The 21,427-nt window shown below is 44.3% G+C and carries 10 protein-coding genes; all 10 read right to left on the bottom strand.

Features of this window, described 5'->3' with window-relative positions; translation table 11 throughout:
• Positions 1-326 precede the first annotated feature (326 nt).
• On the bottom strand, positions 327-1,685 hold the full coding sequence (locus tag BN161_RS00005; protein WP_044261969.1) for a transposase: 1,359 nt from the start codon (positions 1,683-1,685) through the stop codon (positions 327-329).
• A 195-nt stretch (positions 1,686-1,880) separates the two neighbouring features.
• On the bottom strand, positions 1,881-2,294 hold the full coding sequence (locus tag BN161_RS00010; protein ID WP_044261972.1) for a hypothetical protein: 414 nt from the start codon (positions 2,292-2,294) through the stop codon (positions 1,881-1,883).
• A 79-nt stretch (positions 2,295-2,373) separates the two neighbouring features.
• A complete protein-coding gene (locus tag BN161_RS00015; RefSeq protein WP_044261973.1) occupies positions 2,374-4,620 on the bottom strand; it encodes an endo-1,4-beta-xylanase in 2,247 nt (748 codons plus the stop codon).
• 32 nt (positions 4,621-4,652) lie between these two features.
• Entirely contained in the window at positions 4,653-5,681 is a 1,029-nt protein-coding gene (locus BN161_RS00020) for a DUF5627 domain-containing protein (RefSeq protein ID WP_044261975.1), read from the bottom strand.
• Between the two features lie 53 nt (positions 5,682-5,734).
• Complete coding sequence (locus tag BN161_RS00025) at positions 5,735-7,531, bottom strand: RagB/SusD family nutrient uptake outer membrane protein (RefSeq protein WP_044261976.1); 1,797 nt, start codon at positions 7,529-7,531, stop codon at positions 5,735-5,737.
• 44 nt (positions 7,532-7,575) lie between these two features.
• Positions 7,576-10,404, bottom strand: coding sequence for a SusC/RagA family TonB-linked outer membrane protein (locus BN161_RS00030; RefSeq protein WP_044261978.1), 2,829 nt, complete (start codon positions 10,402-10,404; stop codon positions 7,576-7,578).
• Between the two features lie 30 nt (positions 10,405-10,434).
• Positions 10,435-12,303 (bottom strand): RagB/SusD family nutrient uptake outer membrane protein, encoded by a 1,869-nt coding sequence (locus BN161_RS00035; protein ID WP_044261980.1) that lies wholly within the window; start codon positions 12,301-12,303, stop codon positions 10,435-10,437.
• 12 nt (positions 12,304-12,315) lie between these two features.
• The gene (locus tag BN161_RS00040) at positions 12,316-15,450 is read right to left on the bottom strand and encodes a SusC/RagA family TonB-linked outer membrane protein (RefSeq protein ID WP_044261982.1); all 3,135 of its coding nucleotides are present in this window, start codon (positions 15,448-15,450) and stop codon (positions 12,316-12,318) included.
• 1,465 nt (positions 15,451-16,915) lie between these two features.
• Complete coding sequence (locus BN161_RS00045; RefSeq protein WP_044262362.1) at positions 16,916-18,841, bottom strand: sialate O-acetylesterase; 1,926 nt, start codon at positions 18,839-18,841, stop codon at positions 16,916-16,918.
• Between the two features lie 26 nt (positions 18,842-18,867).
• Positions 18,868-21,363 (bottom strand): glycosyl hydrolase 115 family protein, encoded by a 2,496-nt coding sequence (locus tag BN161_RS00050; RefSeq protein ID WP_044261984.1) that lies wholly within the window; start codon positions 21,361-21,363, stop codon positions 18,868-18,870.
• Positions 21,364-21,427: the final 64 nt, after the last annotated feature.

The following is a 21,427-nucleotide window of genomic DNA, read 5'->3' on the forward strand; positions in this document are numbered from 1 at the left end:
AACGGGGAAAAAAGTGCCCATACAAGAGTTTCCTGTATGGGCGTTTTATACCTTATGACAGCTTCATCCTATCAGAAACCTAACCCTATATAAGACTAATTAGGGATATTCAGTAAATGTCCGTATTTCTTATAAATTAAGAGAACAGTTTTACTTTACGTGAGCTTTTCTCTTAATTTTTTCCTGTAAAGTCTCCAGTCTTCTATCTTTTTTATAGAATATTATTTACATATTCTTATATTTTCTCCCCAACGGTACATTATGTATATGTCTTTTTAGGGGAAGTTAAAAACCTCTCCTGTTTTCCTTTTGTTATTTTAGTCTGATTATGCAGCCGCTCTTTTTTTCTTTTCAACCTTTTCTATCATGCATACTGCATTGGCCGTATGTATTCCAAAGAAAATCCAAAGCATTTCCGTTTTCCTGTTTCTAGCTTTAATTCTGGCCAGTGAGTAATGTTGTTTCTGCGTTCCAAAACTTCCTTCCAGGCGGGTCGCTCTTTCACGGCTGAGTTCCGACCGTAAGATCTTCCGAAGTGGCTCATCTTTGGGCGCTCTGCCCTTACGCTTAAAGGAAGTACTTATATGATATTTAGTACAAAATTTCCGGTTGGCATTATTAGCATAGATTGAATCCGCTGCAAGCGCCTTAACCCTAACCCTGGTCAGTTGTTGTTGCAGATGAATACAGTCTTTCAAACGTACTCCTTCGTTAAAAGCCTTAAAGGAGATATGTTCAATAAAGGAGATTCCATCTATCTGTATATTGTTGACTTTGGCTCCGAATTCAACGGATCTGGTTTCCTTGCCTCTGATAATGGGGCGAAGGTAATGCCGGTCGATACTCACAATACGGTTGGGCACTTTTTTGCCTGCAAATAAATTCTTCCCTTGCTCAAGGACCGTCCGTATGACCGATAAACGTCTTTGGTAATCAGAGGATAGTGTAAGCCTGTGCCTGTAGGATAAATGAAGCTGCTCCAGCTGGTCCAGTAACTTTTCCAATAACTGAAGTAGTCTGCGTTTAATCATACGGGTCTGTGATTTCCTGCGTTTACGCAGTTTGCTATAAGCAAGGTAGGCACGGCTTACATCAAGATACTTGTTACGGGGACGTTGCATGTGCAATGTCCGGCAATGTTTGCACAGATGACGATGAAGCCATACAATACCTTCCCATAAGAGTTTGACATCAGTAGGAAAGCGCAGATGACTTTCATAACAGGTGGCATCGGTCATACAGACATGAAGGTTCTCAAGATAAGGTTTCCAATGCTCTGCCAAAATAAGCTGGAGGGACTCAATATCAAGGCGAGCCGCTAGTTCCTGACGAATCGCACTAACGATTTTAGGATTGGTTAGCGGATGAAGCGGATCGATCTGAACACCACAAAATAACTGGTAATGAATATTACCGTTTAAATGGTCAATCAGTTGTGAATCGGAAAAGTTGGTATAAGACTTCAAGACCATCAAGGCTATTTTACCTTCGGGAGAAAAATAACTTTTACGCCCCAAAGCAGAGGACTTCAAATGCATTTGTCGGGCCAGTTCCGAGAAAGGGAATAAAGAATGGAGGCGACCTAATTCACTCGTTGCAAAACTTTGACGATATTTTTTAAGCATATCGAACTCACTAAAACCTAAACAAGGTTCGATTTCTGATATTTTTTGTATCTTTACCATGTGTTTCTATTTTAGATTACCCCCGTTTTGGCAGTCAAACCGTTTTTTAGGGGGAATGCTTAAAGATACAAAAAAGGCAACTAACTCGCAATGAATTAGTTGCCTTAAATTTTCTTATTTTAGGAATATCCCTAATTACCAATAACGGACAAAACTATAGGTATAAATATCATCTCCGGTTATACCCTAACATATCTATAACCGATTCGGAAGGAAAAGGAAGGTAAAAACTCTTTCTGCAACTATTCCTTGGAAACCACTTGCTGTACGTGTAGTTACGGAAAACCTTAAAACATCCGTATTTCCATTCAATCCTATATAGCAGACCTTATCATTGCTTGGCTGTGGCTGAAAAGTCTCATCCCCACCATTCGCCTCTAATAATTTCCACTCATAATACATTCCATCCGGAAGTTCATCTAATTGGATACCAATGACAAATGCCATTTTAGTAAACTCGTCACGTCCTGTTAAGACATGAACTCCACCAAAAGCACTAGTAGTATAAGTCCCTGTTGCCACATAAGCATTCGTTTGAACGCTCTCACTTTTCTCGGCCCATACTAAAGTCGGTAATAAAGCCAATAAAATAAATAAAATGTTTTTCATTGTTGTACAATTTTTATTAAGATAATAAAGGCAGCGGTTTCACATTATGACACCCGCTGCCTTCTTTTATAAAACTCTATTATTTCCCAGCCAATCCATCAGCAAAACCTGCATAGGTATGCTTACGGCTGAAGTTGGAATCCCAAAGACCTACGGGTTCACCACCGCGCCAGCCAGAATCACTGGGAGCATCGGTAGCACACCACTGGGTAATACCATACTGCTGAGCAGCAGGAATAATTTCGAAGTACTTCTTCACGATGAACTTATAATATTCTGCCATCGCTTTATGCTGAGTTTCGGTCATATTCTCTGTCTTCACACTGGTACCGTTCTCATCTACATAGCCCATATCAAGCTCAGTAATCTTCACAAGCTTACCACTCGCAGCCATGATTTCAAACATCTTCACTACATGGTCTTCCTTGCTCTTCTGCGTGGCAGCATTGGCATAGCAAGATACGTGCATCTGTGTACCGATACCGTCAATCTTTGTTACACCGTCAGCTTCCCACTTCTCAATCCAGTGTACCAAACTCTTGACTTTTTTGTTATCATCCCAGTCTGACTCCAGATTGTAGTCATTGACAAAGAGCTTCAAAGGAGCAGTACCACCGTTTTCTGCATAATATTTGCGAGCGGCAGCCACAACAATGCGTACATAATCCACATTACCCAAATAGTCTTGCCAGTAGAAATTGTTCTTGGCATCTTCGGGAGAAACGTTGCTGGCTGATTGTAAGGTATAGAAACCTTCATCGTTACCACCACCGGAAATAGCTTCGTTCACTACATCCCATGCAGTTACATAACCACCGGTAGCTTTCATCATACCTTCTACCCAGTTGTTCATAGCCCAAGTAAGGGTGTCTTTCTTTTCTTCGGGAGTGAGAGGAATAGAATTGCCTTTAGTTACTATTTGCAACTTGATATTATCAAAATAATACTTGTTAGCAGGCGCATTAGGCACACCTACATCAAGATTCCATGCAAAAGTCTGCATGTTTTCAGTAGGAGAAAGAGTTGTATTTATTGTAATAGTTTTTTCGAAATGTTGCCATTCTGTAGTAAAATCAACAGCACATCCGCCATCATAATGAATATAAGCACCTGGAGCAGCATGAGCCTGAGATTCTGACTTGTTAGGTACATCTGCACGATAGTCAAAAGAAATATGTACTACTTCCTTATCTACCAACGGGCGGTCAGCATAGAGAAAGAACTGAGTATCCCAACTGTTTACACCACCACCTGCTGACGTTACAACAAAAGCGCGACTACCATCTTTACCTACACCATCAACGATATCGCAAGCACCATTAGTCCCACCCACATGAGTAGAAACAAAATTAGTAGTTTCACTACCTTCTGCATCACCATTGGCAATTATGTCGGTAAAGATTTCCATAACCGGAGCCTCAGAATGAGTAATCTTAACATACTTAATTTGAATAGTTCCCACAAAAAGACCGGATTGTGTCATTACATGCCCGCCATCTGCTACCGCTTTGAATGGAAACTCATACTCTTTCCATTCTGTGTTGAAAGAAAAAGAACCTTCTGCTCGGCCGCCCCAAGGTCCAATGCCGAAATTAAGAGTACCTTCAGCAGAACCTTTGACCATCATCTTTAACTTATATTCTTTACCTATTTCAGTTGGTAAGCCATCAGCTGTAAAATACTGAACAAAATAATTCTGAGAAGCTGCAACGGAAGTTTTAATTTCCAAACAACCTTCGGCATCATTTTTTCCAATGGTAGTTGTTTCTTTTACTTCTGCATTTGCTTCGTTCCAAAAACTATATCCCGCAGTAGAATAGTCTATTTCATAATCTACTTTATCCACTTTCGCATCTGGATCTACATCCATCTCCTTATCTTTAATCAGTGAATTCAGATACTTATTCCTCTGTTGTGCATGCCAAGCCAGCGTATGTCCGTAAATAGTAAGACCTCCGGCCTTAGCCGCAGAAACAAAGTTCTCCACTGTTCCAAAATTCATCTCACCATTATCGTTCACACATGATGCATACTTCATGGCATTGCCTGCCGTCATTTCCGCAAAATTACTGTTGGCCAACTGAGTTACTAGTCCTCCAGCAGTGTAATCGTTTGCAGCCAGTGCAATTCCCAACTTAAAGTCGGGATTGGCACTGCTGTTCACATAAGTTTTCAAGACATCATAGTCATTGAGGTACTCCATACCTGCAATGGAAGCAGGTTTCTCTACCGAGAAAGCCAACGGCTTGTCATCCACGCAAGAAGCGACGCCAACAGCCGCAGCCATCAAAAGCATTGTACCTAATATATTTTTTGTATGTTTCATATTAATACTTTTTAAAATAAGAAACCCTGTCGTTATTTCTTCACGGGAGTAAACCATTCAGCCTTCACGCCACGGTAATGCGTCACCAGAGTGTCTTTAGTGGCACAATGAATGCCAGCGTAGTCCATGGTGTAGTCCAGATAGATTACATCGCGGTCTTTATTTCCCCAGCTGTTCTTGTCACCTTTGGCAACGAACTTACCGTTACCGCTAGCTTCTACGCCATCGGTATTAGAAGTAATGACGCAATTGCCGCTCTCGTCGAAAGTGAGTATCAAATTGGCTTCAACATTCTTTCCGGCAGCATCTTTAGTAGGACGCTCCCACTGCACTTTGTTCAAGCCCAGCGTACTGAATCCGCCAATGGTTTCATCCTTCTCCACATTAGCAGCATGGCGAACTTCCGTACCGGTCTTGTTACCAGTATAAGTATCAACACCCCGACGCAAGTAATGTGAATCGTATTTACTGACATACTTCACGGCATAAAGAATATAATCTTTGGATTGTACTTCCCAATCTTCCTTATTCACACGATCGGGAGTACCAATACCAGCCGCAATCTTACCTTCCAAAATGGAGTCGGCATTCTGCACACCGGTCATTACTACCGGAATAACGTAGTTCAACTCCGTAGCCTTGGGATCATTGAAGAATGCGTCGGTCAAATTCACCGTAACGCCACCCAATACCTGACCTTTCTTGATAACAATCTTGTCATCACTCAGCGTGTAGTGCGATGTGGGCAAAGGCACGATATCACCTTTTGTGCTTTCGAAAGTGTAACCATCGCACAACGAATTGTCTACCCGGATACCAATCTCCACATTTTTTTTGTTATCATATACACCACCTATCGTAGCCATAATCTGACACTTGTGCTCGTTATCCAATGAGTTATCTACGGATGGATCCTCGCCCAGTGTGATGGTACGAATGGGACTTTGATAGGCAAAGTAAACCGCAGAATATTTAAAGTCTGGGAAATCCCGGTCACCGTTTTCGCATGCAGTGAACAAGACTCCCGCCATAGCGGCTATTATCCAGAATGATTTTTTCATTGCTATTTTCATTTATTCAGTTTATATAAATTCGTTTACATACAGCCTGTCGCTTACCATCCCTTATTCTGGATGAGAGCATCAAACTTCAACATTTCGCTATAAGGTACAGGACCATAGTACATATAATCTTTATAGTCGCGTTTCTCTACGTCCACCACCTCGTGGTGAGTTCCTGTAATCTTCATACCCTTTGCAGTTTCGTTCAGTTTGCTGATATCTACCTTCCAACGGCGAAGATCCCAGAAACGGAAGCCTTCGAAACAGAGTTCCAGACGACGTTCGTTGCGGATGAGTTCGCGCATTTTGTCCTGGTCATTCTTCACTGATTCCAGATAGGGATCACCACCATTCTCACCGACACCGGCACGCTGGCGGATAGCCTTAATCACGTCATAAGCAGAGTAGCTGTTTGCACCTTTACCTTGTGGCCCCCAAGCCTCGTTAGCTGCTTCGGCATAACCCAGGAAAATTTCAGTATAACGAATCCAAGGCTTAATGTGATAACCGTTGGTCGTATTGCTGGGGTTAGCATTCACGTTCATATCCAAGAACTTGCGAAGATAATAGCCGGTACGTGTAGAAGCACCGTCGAACTTGTTCATGGCATCATTGTTAGTACCATCTACAGCAGTAGTGATGACGCTACTTGAGTTACCTGCCTTGCTGCCATTATAAATAATGTATAGAGCTAAGCGAGGGTCGCGATCAGCATACGGATTCTGAGCATCGTATCCGCTCTTCGGATCGCTGATGGGATAACCGTTCAGCGCGGGAAATGCATCTACCAAATTCTGCGTCGGGTTAACACGACCTTTTCCGAAAAGTGAAGGAGGATACTGATCCTTTTCAAGGTCGGCACTCTCGTTTTTGTTGCTACGCCACAAGAATTCGGGGCGGTTGTAGCCTGCTACCAAATTCTTGATACCGTTGGAATCCTCGTACCACTTGTTACCCGTAGCATCAATAGCCGCAATGGGGTTGGTGCCAAGATTCGCCAAGATTTCAGCCATACGGTTGGCGGCCTGTTCCCAAGTAACACCTGAACCTTCACTATAAGCGGGACTGGCAGCCAACAGAGCGGCCTGAGCACGAACAGCGCGAGCTACGCGGGCACTCATACGATTCTTGGCATGATCGCCAAAGACACGGTTGTACTGACTAAAGTCGGCACCCATCTGAGTATATTTAGTGGGCACCTCAGCCGTAGTTTCCACATCGCCATACTCTTCCGGAAGCATTTCAATAGCTTTCTCCACATCCCGGTTCAGCTGGTCAAGACATTCACGGAATGTGTTGCGCGGTTTATTGAAGTCGGAGTAGATAGTCTCTGACTCCAGCAGAATGGGTATGCCCAGCAGTTGTCCATCGGCAGTCCATCCGGCACAACTCATCAGCAAATGATACATATAGAGGGCACGCATACCATACGCATCGCCTTGAAAACGTATTTTAAATAGCTCGGAAGCCATTTCGTCTTTGGCCCATTCCACTTTATCGGATATTTCGAGAAATTGATTGAGGTATTGCCAAGAGGCACGCAAATATTGCCAACTATCCACAGGATTGTTGTCGGCACGCCATGCACCGGTCGCCATTCTCAGATATCCATTGCCCACATCGTTGGACACGGCATCGTCAGTAGCCACATCGGTAAACTTCCAAGAGTTGGCGTTTTCGCCCAGCGGATTACTGATATAAGCATGTCCCAGTAAACCGACAGCCCATGCAGGCATATTCTCCAAGTCTTCCACAGTCTTATGGTTTTCTATAGCCGGCTCGAATAGGTCATCACAAGCACAGAATCCCACCAATAATGCTGTTGACAAGATGATATTTTTTAGTTTCATAACTTCTTATTTTTCAATCTTCATATTATTTATTATTCACATTCTTAGAACGTACCCTTGAAACCAAGTTGGTAGAAACGTGTCTGAGGTGCGCTTCCCACATTCATTTCCAGTATCTTGCGTTCCTTGGCAATCATCAGCAGATTGTTAGCATTGGCAAAAAAGCTCAAGCCTTTAATGAAAGTTCCTCGCAACACATTTTGGGGCATAGCATAAGTGAGCTGCACCTGAGACAGATTAAAACGGTCGTTCTTGTACATCCAGAAGTCCGAAGTACGGAGATTGTTTGCACCATTGGTAGTCGTCAGACGCGGGTAGGTAGCTGTAGCCGCAGTCTCGGGAGTCCAGCGATTGCGTGCTATTTCTGAGTATTTGCTGTCACCGCTCATCCAGTAATAAGAGTTATTTTTCATGCCGTGACCACCCAAGTAAAGGTTACCCATTGCAAAGAAAGTAAAATCACGCCACTTGACAGTGAGGTTGATGCCGCTCATAAGCGGAGAGTCCCAACGACCCAGGAATACGCGGTCATTATCATCAATCTTGCCGTCGTTGTTCTGATCCTTGTAGCGGACGTCACCCGGTTTCACGTCACCAAACGTCTGTGTAGGAGCCGAAGTAATTTCAGCTTCATCCTGGAAGAAACCTTCGCTCTCCAAGCCCCAGTATCCGTTCAGCGCACGCCCCACAGCCGATAGATAGCTGAACTCGATGTTCTCGTCACGCTTTTTAGCAGTACTCTTATAATACATACCGCTAATTCCCAGAGTCAGATCTACCTCGCCCACCTTCTTATTGGCATATACGCTGAAATCGAAACCTGTGCGCTGATCCACATTGAAGTTTACATAAGGGATGATAGATGATGACGGATAACCAATCTGCGTGAAGTAGTTAGGATACAATGAACCGGGACGAACCAATCCGCCATCCATCTTGCTGGTGAAGAAATTGATATCGAAATTGATCAGATTACTCCACATTGAACCACGCAAACCGGCAGTGAACTCTTTACGCTTCACATAGGTCATGTCGGGATTGTTACCACGCTGAAACTCTGTTGCAGCCAGATCACCGTTATCTCCCCAACTATACCAGCCACCTTTTTGTACCACTGTCTTGTAAAGGTAGTAGCCGTCTTCATTGTCACTGGCAGTGATGTCGAGGTCCTGATTAATGATACCTACAGAAGCAGTGAACATCAAATTGTCGAAAATAGAGTTTTCCAGGAACTTCTCATTCGCCAGATTCCAGCCTAAAGTCACCGTAGGCGAGAAGGCCACGCGATTGCCGGTGGGCAACTTTGTAGAATAAGGCATTGCAACGCTGAAATCAGCATAGTACTTGTGCTGATAATTGTAGGATGCCTGGAAGCCCAAGTTGGCGTTAGTAGTGCGATGGTAATGTCCGCTGCGCTGTGTCTGCCAGGCATTGGCCAGAATCATACCGAAGACGTTATGATCTTCGTTGAAAGTATTCTGATAGTCGAACTGACCGGACACGTTGTATGTATAACGATAAGCCGAGTTACTGATGTTCTCAGTGCCACTCTTCTCATCTTTACCATACTGAGTAATGCTTGAAATGATATCCTCGCCGTTGTAGTTGCTCCACGTAGGGGCAAAAGTGGCATAACTGTTGCTATAACCCTGATTATAGGTCGATGCATAGTCGATACCGTATTTAGCACGGAAATAAAGGCCTTTGAGCAACGGAGAGAGATTGACGTCAAAACGGGTATTGAACTGGAACTGACGGCTTACGAACTTGCTGTCGCCGGCTGCATAAGCATCGGCCACCGGATTGGTGGGATGTTGCTGCGTACCACCAAAGAAGAATTTGCCATTTTGAAGATAACTACTGTTCAGCACAGCATTCAATGAATTCTGATCGGTTGCCTCAATGTAACTCAAGGGAATGAACGGAGTCACCAAGTGTGGACGCAACGTGGCTGTCTGTCCCCACCAGTCTACATTGGCCGAATAGGAATCATAAAAAGTAACATTGGCATCAGCTTGCGCAGTGATAAGCTTATGAAGCCGCATGTCCACGTTACCACGTACAAAGAAACGGCTGACATAGTTATCCTCGGTCTTGCCCACCTTCAGCAATGATGATTCGCGATAGTAACCGGTAGTCGTATAGTACCTTACCTTCTCGCTACCACCTGAGATTTCGGCTATTGCTTCCGAACGGTTATAAGCTTTCTTCAGGTATTCGGAAGAATACATGTCGAAGTTGGGATAGCGATAGGGATTCGAACCGGAAGCATGATTAAAGATATCTTCCTGCGAGTAGTTCGCAGCCAGTCCATCATTGGCACGAGCCTCATTATAGAGAGTCATATACTCTGCCGAACCCAAATATTTGGGATAAGACTTGGGAGTATAGAAACCGGTATTGGCATGAATATTAATTCTTAGATCGCCAATTTCGCCACGTTTGGTGGTGATGGAGATAACGCCTTTGGCCGCACGCGGACCATAAAGCACTACGGCCGACGCTCCTTTCAAAAGCGTAATCTGGTCTATCTCGTGAGGGAGCACGTTGTTAGCGTCGCGTACCATACCGTCTACGATAACGAGGTATTCGGTATTTCCCCAGATGTTTCCGTTGAAACCGCCCACCACATTGTCTACAAAGCCTAAACTATTGCTTGTATATGCTTTCTCTGACATTTCCTTCATATCAATCACTGATACTCCACCCAGCAGGTCGCGCTGGTCGATGGAGCGGAATGCCACTTGCACCTTTGAGAGCGTATCAGCTTGAGCAGCTTCCAACATATCTGCCAGCGGTTCTTGAGCGGCAGTATGTGTGTAAGCGAAAGCCAACGTCGCACAAAGTACAAGTCCTTTATATATATGTTTCATTTTATTAGAGTTTTTACGTTAATAAAACCATTACCAACCGGGATTCTGGTAGAATTCAGGATACATCGTCACATCATCGGTCTTGAATGGCAGCCAGTAGTGCTTGCCGGAGAGCTTGCGCTGCGTCACTACCTCTTCGCGGAAGTTAACGACTTTACGTTCTTTCGGGTCGGCATTAGGGTCAAATGCTTCCGCGCGATCGAACCGCTGCGTGGTCTTGATGTTGTAAGGAGATTCGGTCAGCAGTTTCCAACGACGCAGGTCGTTGAAGCGATGTCCTTCGTAAGCTAGTTCAACAGCGCGTTCACGACGAACCTCATCCATGAATTTTTCAAGATCGGCAGTGTATGCGGTGGCAACATCTTCCACACCCGCACGTTGACGGACTACATTGACTGCTTCCACAGCATTCTTCGTGAAAGAAGTAGACTTACCGGAGGGCGAACCGTAACCTTGCGCAGCAGCTTCGGCATACAGAAGATATACTTCTGCCAGACGCAACCATGCTAAATGGAAATGGGTAGCCTTACCGTATCCGTAGTCGTTATCAGCCTTGTTGGCTCCCAACGGAATAAACTTATAGTTGAGATAGCCCGTACGGCTGGTTCTCTTAGGATCGTTGCAGGCATTACCGCCTTCATAGAGGTTGGCATACTCAAAAGCTTTGAATTTATCGTCCGTCGGAGCTTTAATCATCTTCACACCATCATAGAGAAAGTTATTGTAGAAACGCGGGTCACGACCTTTCCAAGGTTGCTCCTTACTGAATCCGGAATTGGGATCACTGAGTGGCAGACCATTCGCCATACCGAAATAATTCACATAGTTGGCAGCGGGACAGAGAATGATACCATCACCTTCTGCAATATCCTGAATCTGATAGGAGTTCATCTGACGCCAGTAAGAGTCGGCACCGTAAGTAGGGCTACGCATAATGGCTTCCGTACCACCGGGCATCAGCCAGTTCTGCTCTTTAGTATAAAACAGACTGCTGTATTTGTCAAAGTTTACCAAAGCATATTGTGTCTGACCACCTTCAACCATGGCAAGCACCTTGCCCAAAGCATCAGCCGCGCGTTTACAATAATCCGCATCGTATGAACGGTTGCTATTTTCACCACCATTCACCATTAAAGGGCTACCGGCATAGAGCAGAGACTTACCTAGGTAAGAAAGTGCCCAAATCTTGTTGGGACGGAAAGCGTTGTTACCCTTAGTACGGTTGCCTGCAGCAGTGTTATCCCAGTCGATAGGAAGCAGCTCGGCAGCACGCTGAAAGTCTCTCGCCATCTTTTCGGCATTCTCCTGATAGCTTTCGCGCGGCAGGTTGAACTGTGCATCGGATGGCAATACACTTTCCATATATGGCAAGCCACCCCAATAAGTAGTAAGCTGGAAATAGAACCAAGCGCGGAAGAAATAGAGTTGACCTTCGACAAAGTCACGTTCCTCCTGCGTGGCATCCTTCAACAAACCACTCTGCAGAGCTTCAAGACCGAGATTGGCCTGACGAATGGCATACCAGCCACCACCCCACAGAGCCTTAGCAAAACGGTCTCCATCAACTTTCCAGCTTCTATCCAGGAAGCAGTCACCTTTACCAATATAAGTGCGGTAGTTACCACCATCGATAGCATACCCCATCAAACCTTCACCATTACCGGTAGTAATAACCTCATCGTCACCCCAGTTAAAGGAGCTTACCCAGTTATGCTTGGCCACGTCGGGGATAACGTTATACATCACTTCGATAAATCCTTGGAAGTTATTGAAGTTCTTGAACGCATCTTCTGCTGACAGCACAGAGTCGGAATCTCTGTCCAGATAGTCGGTACACGAAGTAAACGTGAATCCGGCTGCGAAGAATACGAAAAGTATGTGAATAATCTTATTTTTCATCTTAATCTCAGATTAAAGTGTTATTTTAAAACCTAAATTGAAACGACGTTGAGTGGGGTATGCGCTCCATCCACCGGTATTCGACTCACGGTCATCGGGCATATCGGTCCAGAGGAAGAGATTGTTACCATTGATAAACAGCTTCAAAGTGCCCAAACCCGATGCCTTCAGCCATTTTTCCTTAGAGAAGGTATATGAAAGTTCAGCATACTTCAAACGTGCGTACGAACCGTCGAAGAGGAAGCGTGTACCATCGGTATACCGGCTTGTCTGGTTCAGCCAGCGAGGCAGAGGTACATCACCGTTTTGATTTTCCGGAGACCAGTAGCTGCCCTCGTGGAAAGCGGTGTTTCTTGTACCACCCAAGCTACTGAGGCCTACAGAACGGCTTACGTTAGTCACACCGTAGAACTGAACGAAGAAGCTCCAGCCTTTGTAGTCAGCACCGATCTGAAGGTTCATTGTATTCTGCGGAGTACCTGTATAGCCATAAGGAATATTGTCGTTCACGGAAATAATACCGTCGGCATCATAATCGAGGATGACATAGTTACCGGGCTTACGTCCTTCATCGTATTCATCGTGCGCCGTACTACCATAAAGTTCATCCCAACTATTATAATATCCATGATCCACATAAGAATAATTCTGATCAATAGCCTTACCAGCCTTCTTCTGATAGTCAGGTTTCAGTCTGGGATCATCCGCCTCCTTGATCTTGCTGACAGCATGAGTCAGAGAACCATTACCCCAAAGGCGCCAGTCTCGGTTGAGCTGCTTATTCCAGCGAATATCCAACTCGAAACCTTCACTGTCTACCTTGCCAAGATTGGCCACAGGAGCGGAAGTACCAAAATATGAAGGAACGGCACGATTGGCACCGGTTACCAAAATATCGGTACGTTTTTCCTTAAAATAGTCAAATGAACCCGAGATAAGGCCGCCAAAAATAGCGAAGTCAGCAGCGATATCAAGTTTGGTAGCCGTCTCCCATTGCAGGTTCTTGTTGCCAAGCTGGCTCTGTTGCCACCAGCTGTAAGGGCTCTTGGAAGGATCTACACCCGTCAACGACTGACGATAGCTGCCACCATTGCTCCAAGTATCCATATAAAGCCAACGTCCGCTTACATTGTCATCGCCAATCTGACCATAAGACGCACGAAGCTTCAACATATCCAGCCACTTGAGGTTGAGTTTCTTCACAAGGGGTTCTTCCGAAACCATCCATCCGATAGCACCCGAGTTGAAGAAGGCAAAGCGATTTTCCTTAGCAAAGATTTCGGAACCATTGTAAGCACCGTTATATTCCAACATGTAACGGTTTGCAAAATCATATGTGCCACGGAACACCCAGTTCTCACGATAATGGGGCTGTTCGCTACCGGTAGCATACTGCTCGCGGCTAAAGTTACCCATGGCTCCCACTGTATGTTTTCCAAACTTATTGGAATAGTTCAGCTGAACGGAATAGTTCATACGGCGGTAGGTAGCCCAGTTTTGAACAGCACCCGCACCGGTCATCCAAGCGCTGTTATTCTTAAAGTCGAACTTATATAAGGCATCAGGAGAAACGTCGGTATACTCTATACCTGTATCGGGATCGATCCATTTGTGCATTTCACTTTCCCAGTCGTTTGTGTCATCCACTCCACGACCTGTTTCACGGAAGGCGTTGTCGAATGCCAACTTAGCCTGTATGTTCAACCCCTTGAGTACGAAACCAAGATCTTGTTCGAGGGTGAAGTCAGTGTTCAGACGATCATCTGTTGTATAACCTATACCGTTGACGCTGAGTCCCTCGTAAGAGTTAGTGGCAGCCTGCGTGGGGTTGGGATAATAGTAACCAAAGGTACCGTCACTGTACACCGGCATGAAAGAGTCGGGAGAGATGCCATAGAAAGCACTCCAAACAAGATTCTCGTACTGACCTTGCGTAGCCTTCTTCACGGCATGCGAACCCGAAAGGTTGACGTGCAATTTAGTAGTCTTGGTCAGGTTGAAATCGAGGTTACTACGCACGTTGATACGGTCGTATCCGAATCCCGGGTCATAGCCCTTAATATTGGTTACCTTCTTATATATATCGCCTTCATGCGTATAGTCCACACTGGCGAAATATTTCACGAACTTAGTACCACCACTGATGTTGACGTTGGCATTATAAGAAGTAGCTACGTCCTTCAACAGATAGTCCACCCAGTCCATATTGGGGTAGCGTTCAGCTTCTGCCTGATTGGCCGGATAGCGATACTTGTTCAAACGGTCCTGCGTCAGGTAGTAACTCCAGGCTTCCGGCTTATAAGCCAGTTCACTCTCGATAACTTGGTTACGGAGCGAAAGCGCATCATACGAGTCCATCATATCGGGCAATTTAGAGTAGGTCTTCAATGTCGTACTGGCATTGATGTTGATCACTGCCTTACCCTCGGCACCACGTTTGGTGGTAATCAAGATTACACCGTTGGCACCACGCACACCGAATACGGCAGTTGCCGACGCATCCTTCAATACAGAAATGGTTTCCACAGAGTTGATATCCACCGAATTCATGGGACGTTCTACACCGTCCACCAATATAAGCGGATCGCTTGAGTTCCAGGATGTCACACCACGAATGGTGATCTTCGGGTCTTCTTCACCCGGCATACCGGTAGTAGTCATAGTCACTACACCCGGGAGGTTACCCGTCAGCGCCTGACCTAAACTGGAGACACCACCGGTGCGCTCCAAAGCTTTCGAAGTGGTTTGTGCAATGGAGCCCACCACCGAGGCCTTCTTCTGCTGACCAAAACCCACTACCACAACTTCTTCCAGCTGTTGGCTGTCATCTTCCAACACGACTCTGATCGATTGCTGAGGGGTTACTTTCACCTCTTGTGATTCCATACCGATAAATGAAACAACGAGAGTTACATTATCATTAGGAACAGCCAACGTAAAATTTCCATCTATATCTGATATCGTACCTATTGAAGTGTTGCCTTTCACAACGATGGAAGCACCAATTACAGTTTCTCCAGTGCCATCAAGAACTGTTCCTTTTACCGTTACCCCATTTTGCGCTAAAGTTGGCAAACAACTTAATAGCAACAAAACCAGCAGGTAAGGGATCTTTTGGATTTTTTTTGTTACATTTTTCATTACCATTAGTTTAAGATATTAAAAACTACATTCTCTTTTTTCCATTAGCTATTATAGATAGCTTTAGCTGTCATCATACTTGCATTTCATAATCAATTAGTCTTTTAAGATTAATAATTCAACGGTTAATAATCATATTACTATTATTACATATATTAGCGTTTCATGTCATAAGAGGAAAGAAAAGTGTTTTCCATACGTATCTCTCCAAATAATATAGTCGCTTTTTCTCAGCAGCAAATGTATGCATCAGAAATGGAAGGGCGGATACGATCATGCTACACGTTTTTTTGATGACATTACATCTTTCTTTTCGATGTTACATTCTTTTTTGACCGCATTTCGTAAAATTATGTAATACACTATATTTCAACCAATTATAAACACACAAGAGAGTTGTTTTCAAAAAGAGAAAGAGAGTTTGAAAAGCCATTTCCGCGAACGAAAAACACCATAATAATGAATCAAAAATCGCAAGAGAAATGCAAGAAAAAACAGCGTGGTAACGTATCACAAAAAATATGTAACCCACTTGTTAAAGCTAAAAAATGACTTTCATTCATTTATTGCAGCAATACATCCATTAACACTTTTAAGCCTTTTTGATTACTTTCTATCAAGATCAGACAGGGGATGGACATATCTTTCGGAAATGAATATAAACAAGCGAAAGAAATAGTAGAAGAAAGTGCACTTGATTAGACTCACTATGCGAGGAAAGAGGTCCTTGAGAATGGAGGGGTTACATGGTAAAATAAATATACTGACAGATAAAAATAGAGTAAAGGGAAAAACTTTCAGGCTACTTACGTAATTTGAGCAAAATGAGCTGCTTGAGCGAAATGAGCAATATGACAAAATGTAAATCATGATGTCTGAGGTTGCTTTCTTTCGTACCATTAGTTGCCGTGATGCAAAAAAAGCAAGGATTACCTGTTAGGCAAATGCAGTATGATTTGTAATGGTGAAAGGAAGCGCATTTTAGAAAGAGATTCCTTCTTATTTCGTTCTTATTAATTGCGCTTTGATCGTATTTTCTTCAAATATGATTATTTGATTCCGCTACCTATCTTCTTTGAAATAGAAGAATATTGCCTGCTTTTCAGAAGGGTTACACCCTTTTTGGGTGATGGTGTCACCTTTTGGTAAGGATGGTGTAGCCTTATGGGGCAAAAGGTGTAGCCATTTCTCAAATTACATCATCCGTTTAGGGAGAATAGATTATCTGATTGATTAGAATAGATCATGTAATGGAGCAGAATAGACCATCTGTAACATAACAATAGATGATATGAATCAGATAAAACAAGGTTTTATCCTTCTGGAAGCAACTTTCTGATTGGGACCTTTGTTATTAATAATGAAAAAAAACAGATGTATTGCAACGGAATACATCTGTTTCACTATCTTATTGTCATATTGCACCGAGCGCGTAAATTCCGGTGTTTCTTAGTCAATCAAGTTTAGGGAATCATGGAACATCCATTTGAAACGGCGAAGCCGGAAGTCCCGCCTTATTCTTCAAATTGGCCTCCTGCGGATTATCATCCCAAGCATAGCGAACCTTTGTGGGCTGAGCAATCCCTTCACTCCAGACCATCACTTTATTGCCTTCCACGGTCGCCTCAGCCCATTTAAAACGTCCATCCGCTCCCGCCAGCGCAAAACCTTTAAGTTGAGCTACAGGCATTAAATCATCCGTTCCCGCCTCAAAAGATAGAATGATCTTTCCTCCCTCAATAGCGGCGGCAGTGCACAGCGGACCACTATGAACTATATCTTTGTGACCATATACTTTCTTCTTGACCTGAAGCGCCACTCTCCTTGCCAGTTCCTTCTTATTCAGCGGATGAATATCATTCCACTCTCCTAAGTCTATTGCCACAACCAAAGAGGTATTAGGCAACTTCAACGTCACCTGCCGCTGTGCTTCACGCATACCTGCCCAACCACTTTCTACAGGCTGCTGATGCGTCTGCATAAAATTGGGTAGCTGCATAATAAAGAATGGCAGGTCTTCATCTGCAAATTTCACCCGCCAGTCTTTGAGCATGGCAGTCAATAAAGCTTCATATTCACCCGGACGTCCTGCATTCGATTCGCCCTGATACCACAAAGCTCCCTTAAAAGTAAGATTCCGCAAAGGAGAAATCATGGAATTATACATACCGGTCGGAATGTTCTGAAAAGATACACCTCCTCTTCCGGCAGGCATTTCACAACCCAGCCTATACTTCCACTCCTCGGACAAGCGAACCGTATCCCCATCTATCGCCATGCAATAGGGCTTACCTTTTACAAAGCTGGGACGACCACCGGAATTAATAAGACGTACCGTAACCAGATTCTCTCCCGCTTTCAACACCGATGCAGGAACTTTATAAATGCGCGGCGGATATTGATAGGAAGTAGTACCTACAAAAACACCATTCACATACACAGAGTCCGCATTTACCATACAGCCTAAACGCAATATGGCATCTTTATCAGCCTGCCCGACTGTAAGGCGAATATTCTGCCGGAACCAGTGCGATCCACTTACCGGATAACCATCCTTACTGCCCAACTGATAAGAAAACATATTCACTTCCTCCCAGTCGGAATCATTCAATTCCGGTTCATACCATTTAACCGGAGCATGAAGGCCTTCATCACCTTTATATAAAGAAAGATTCCAAAACCTCGACATCATTCCTCCCGCTTTATTCATCAATGCCTTGTATTCATCGGAGTTATAGATATCCCGCTCACGCAGGTTCTTCGGGAATGCCTGAAGCGCATCTTCACTCATCCAGGCTTCAATAGAACTTCCTCCCCAACTTGAATTGATAATGCCGACAGGAACTTTCGTCTCATTATACATCTCTATTGCAAAAAAATAAGGTAATGCAGCATAAGACTGGGCAACCTGCGGATTCAGTGCTGTCCAGTTCATCTGGGATATATCTTCTTTAGGACCATGCAAATCATTACCATAGGGAGTCTTGACATAGCGGACCATTGAATTCTCGTAAGTAGCAGTCTCTCTACCGAACATATCCGCTACACGCGCCACCGTCAGTTCCATATTCGACTGTCCCGAGCACAACCATACATCTCCTATCAGGATATCCTTCACTGTCATTTCGTTCACTGTCAGTTCATAAGGACCACCGGCCTTCATTGCAGGAAGTGTTACCAGCCATTTGCCATTTTCATCGGCTACTGCCGTGTATTTCTTCTTCTTGAACATGACAACCACATTCTCACCCGGATCAGCCGTTCCCCATATTTTTATGGGACGTTCACGTTGCAATACCATCCCATCCGAAAGAACGGATGGGAGTTTCACTTTAGCCTCAGCCAACACAGAACAGATGCAGGCCAGTACTATCAATAAAGCAAATCTGTATTTCATAATCTTTCCTTTCTCCATACTCCTTCTTATTTTACAGAACTCTCCGGCGCTCCCAGGAAAGAAGGTTTCAAACCTCCGAAGTCAATCATTATCTTCTGCATGACAAGTGCCGGATCAAGCGGACGGATGCGCAAGGTATGCTTTTCTTTCTTATCAAGCAAATGTTTTGTTTGGGTAGTAATGATGTGCTCAGCCTGCAATCTGCCAAGTTCACCTTTATAATCACCGTTGATGTTGACTATCTGTTCGTCGCCGCCATCCAGTGAAACCGCATATCGCAGTCCTTTATAATCATTGAAATTCAATGTCGAAGAGAAACGTACTATAACTGTTACTTCACCACTCTTCTCCGTTTCAAAATCATATTCCAAATACATATCTTCGCCCGGAGTAGCTGTGGAAGGCAAAGTAGTGACGGCTGACAAGGTACGTCCCAGGTTAGGGATCGTAATCCAATTAGCAGATGCACCATTCGCTGAACGGGTATAATGTTCTGCTTCAATAGATATATATCCATCCTTTTCTACAAACACAGGTGGCGCAGGAGCTATACGGGGCTCGGGTACAGAAGTCACTTTAGGCATTATATTGCGCTTCGGATCATTCCAGGATCTATATCCGATGTGAGTCTGATCCATGATATGATTCCATTTGCCCCCACTCATTACATGATTATAATGATAAGTCAGCACGGAGTCGCGCTCGAAACAAGCACGTGCCTTATCCGCCCATTTATTGGCTTTCACATCATTGGCCTCTGCCAGTTTACGGTTCATTGCCACGGCATAGTACATATCATATAAGTTGGAACATGCCTGTATCGGGAAAAGTACCAGTTGGTCGAAAGCATCCCGGTATTCGGCAGGCATCAGATAATAAAGTTTCAAAGCATCCAGACACAATACAGCGTATTCATCTTTTACACTTTGCCATTCGTTATAATTTTCCAGGCTGTAAGTCCGGTCATTCAACATTTCCGGAGTAACCCTACGGTTGTATTTAGTATAAGTGTCGATCAGACGAGCCGCTTCTTCGGCATAGTATCCGCCAAATTGCTGACGACAGAAATCCACCGTATGCTGAAACAGATTATTTTCATTGAAACGTTTCGGTTCCCAGGCCATATCTAAAAAGAAGGTGATGGGATATTCCATCGGCTTCAAGTCACCTACGTTCACCACCCACAATTCGCGCACGCCATAGTCATAGGTCAGCATCATCTGCTCCCACGTGCGTTGTATCTGAGTAATATTTATCCATTTGGAGTTACGGGGAGCCCCTACATAGTCGAAATGATAATACATGCCGTAACCACCTTTACGAGGCTTCGCTTTCAAGTCGGGCAATTTACGTACATTGCCCCAGTTGTCATCACAGAGCAGCAGCGTTACATCGTCGGGCACTCGCATACCCTTATCATAATAATCCTGCACTTCCTTATAAAGCGCCCATACCTGCGGAGTTTCTTTTGCCTTCTTACCGGTTACTTTCTCTATGATTTTCCGCTGATCTTTCACGATATTCTGCAACAAGGAGATATTGGCATCTTCGCTCATCGGTTCATCGCCGTCGCCACGCATGGCAAGGGTGATCACCGCTTCCCAATCCTTGCAGCGTTCCATACCCTGCTGCCAGAAGTCGCGCAACACAGCACCGTTCGTAGTGTAATTCCACTCTCCTTTTCCACGACGTTTCCAGTCCTTTTGAGCCTGTCCCATCGGTTCATGATGGGAAGTACTCATCACAATTCCCATCTCGTTGGCCAACGGACCGTTCATCGGGTCATCATCGTAGAAAGCACTGTTCCACATAGCAGGCCACATAAAATTTCCTTTGAGGCGAAGCACCAGTTCGAACACCGTTTCGTAGAACTTACTATTGAACCCACCAAAGGTAGCAGACGCCCAGCCGCCTAAACTGGGCCATTCATCATTCAGGAAAATACCGCGGTACTTCACTGCCGGTACACCATCGGTATATACACCTTCTTTAATAGATATAATATCATGCTTCTCCACCGGAACATCTGCCCAGAAATACCAGGGAGAGACACCCATCTGCCGGGAAAGCTCGTAAATACCGTAAATAGTTCCCCGCTTGTCACTACCGGCAATGACAATTGCCTCTTCCACTCCTTCCACGGGCTGCTTCACCGTCTGAAGAATGTACTTCTCACGTTTCCCCTTCAAATCTGCAGCTGGAATCTTTCCTGCCTGCACCAGTTGTTTAATCCATAAACTATTCTCAACAGAACCGACAATCAGCATACGGTTACCGGATGGGGAATGAATAATTTCCGGAGTAGCGCCTGTCACTTTACCTGCATCTGTCTGCAAATTGGCAACAGCCCTCAGCACTCCTTTATCTTCCTGCGAGTCTACCAGTATCGGATACGCCTTTCCTTGCTGTATCCAGGTAAAACCATTACTCTTATTTGTCACAAAACGCTCTGCCGCCGACAAAGAGGGAAGTAACATGAAACTTACTAAACAATAAAAAATCCAACTAATTCTTGTTTTCATGGTAAGATACTTTTTAATTAACCTTCGTTTTGTACAAAGATAGTTCATTACAAAGAACTTTTCG

The organism is Bacteroides timonensis (assembly GCF_000513195.1).
Taxonomy (GTDB): Bacteria; Bacteroidota; Bacteroidia; order Bacteroidales; family Bacteroidaceae; genus Bacteroides; species Bacteroides timonensis.

Excerpts from the sequence above, each read along its gene's own strand:
- BN161_RS00005 (WP_044261969.1), bottom strand. The coding sequence starts at position 1,685 with ATGGTAAAGATACAAAAAATATCAGAAATCGAACCTTGTTTAGGTTTT.
- BN161_RS00010 (WP_044261972.1), bottom strand. The coding sequence starts at position 2,294 with ATGAAAAACATTTTATTTATTTTATTGGCTTTATTACCGACTTTAGTA.
- BN161_RS00015 (WP_044261973.1), bottom strand. The coding sequence starts at position 4,620 with ATGAAACATACAAAAAATATATTAGGTACAATGCTTTTGATGGCTGCG.
- BN161_RS00020 (WP_044261975.1), bottom strand. The coding sequence starts at position 5,681 with ATGAAAAAATCATTCTGGATAATAGCCGCTATGGCGGGAGTCTTGTTC.
- BN161_RS00025 (WP_044261976.1), bottom strand. The coding sequence starts at position 7,531 with ATGAAACTAAAAAATATCATCTTGTCAACAGCATTATTGGTGGGATTC.
- BN161_RS00030 (WP_044261978.1), bottom strand. The coding sequence starts at position 10,404 with ATGAAACATATATATAAAGGACTTGTACTTTGTGCGACGTTGGCTTTC.
- BN161_RS00035 (WP_044261980.1), bottom strand. The coding sequence starts at position 12,303 with ATGAAAAATAAGATTATTCACATACTTTTCGTATTCTTCGCAGCCGGA.
- BN161_RS00040 (WP_044261982.1), bottom strand. The coding sequence starts at position 15,450 with ATGGTAATGAAAAATGTAACAAAAAAAATCCAAAAGATCCCTTACCTG.
- BN161_RS00045 (WP_044262362.1), bottom strand. The coding sequence starts at position 18,841 with ATGAAATACAGATTTGCTTTATTGATAGTACTGGCCTGCATCTGTTCT.
- BN161_RS00050 (WP_044261984.1), bottom strand. The coding sequence starts at position 21,363 with ATGAAAACAAGAATTAGTTGGATTTTTTATTGTTTAGTAAGTTTCATG.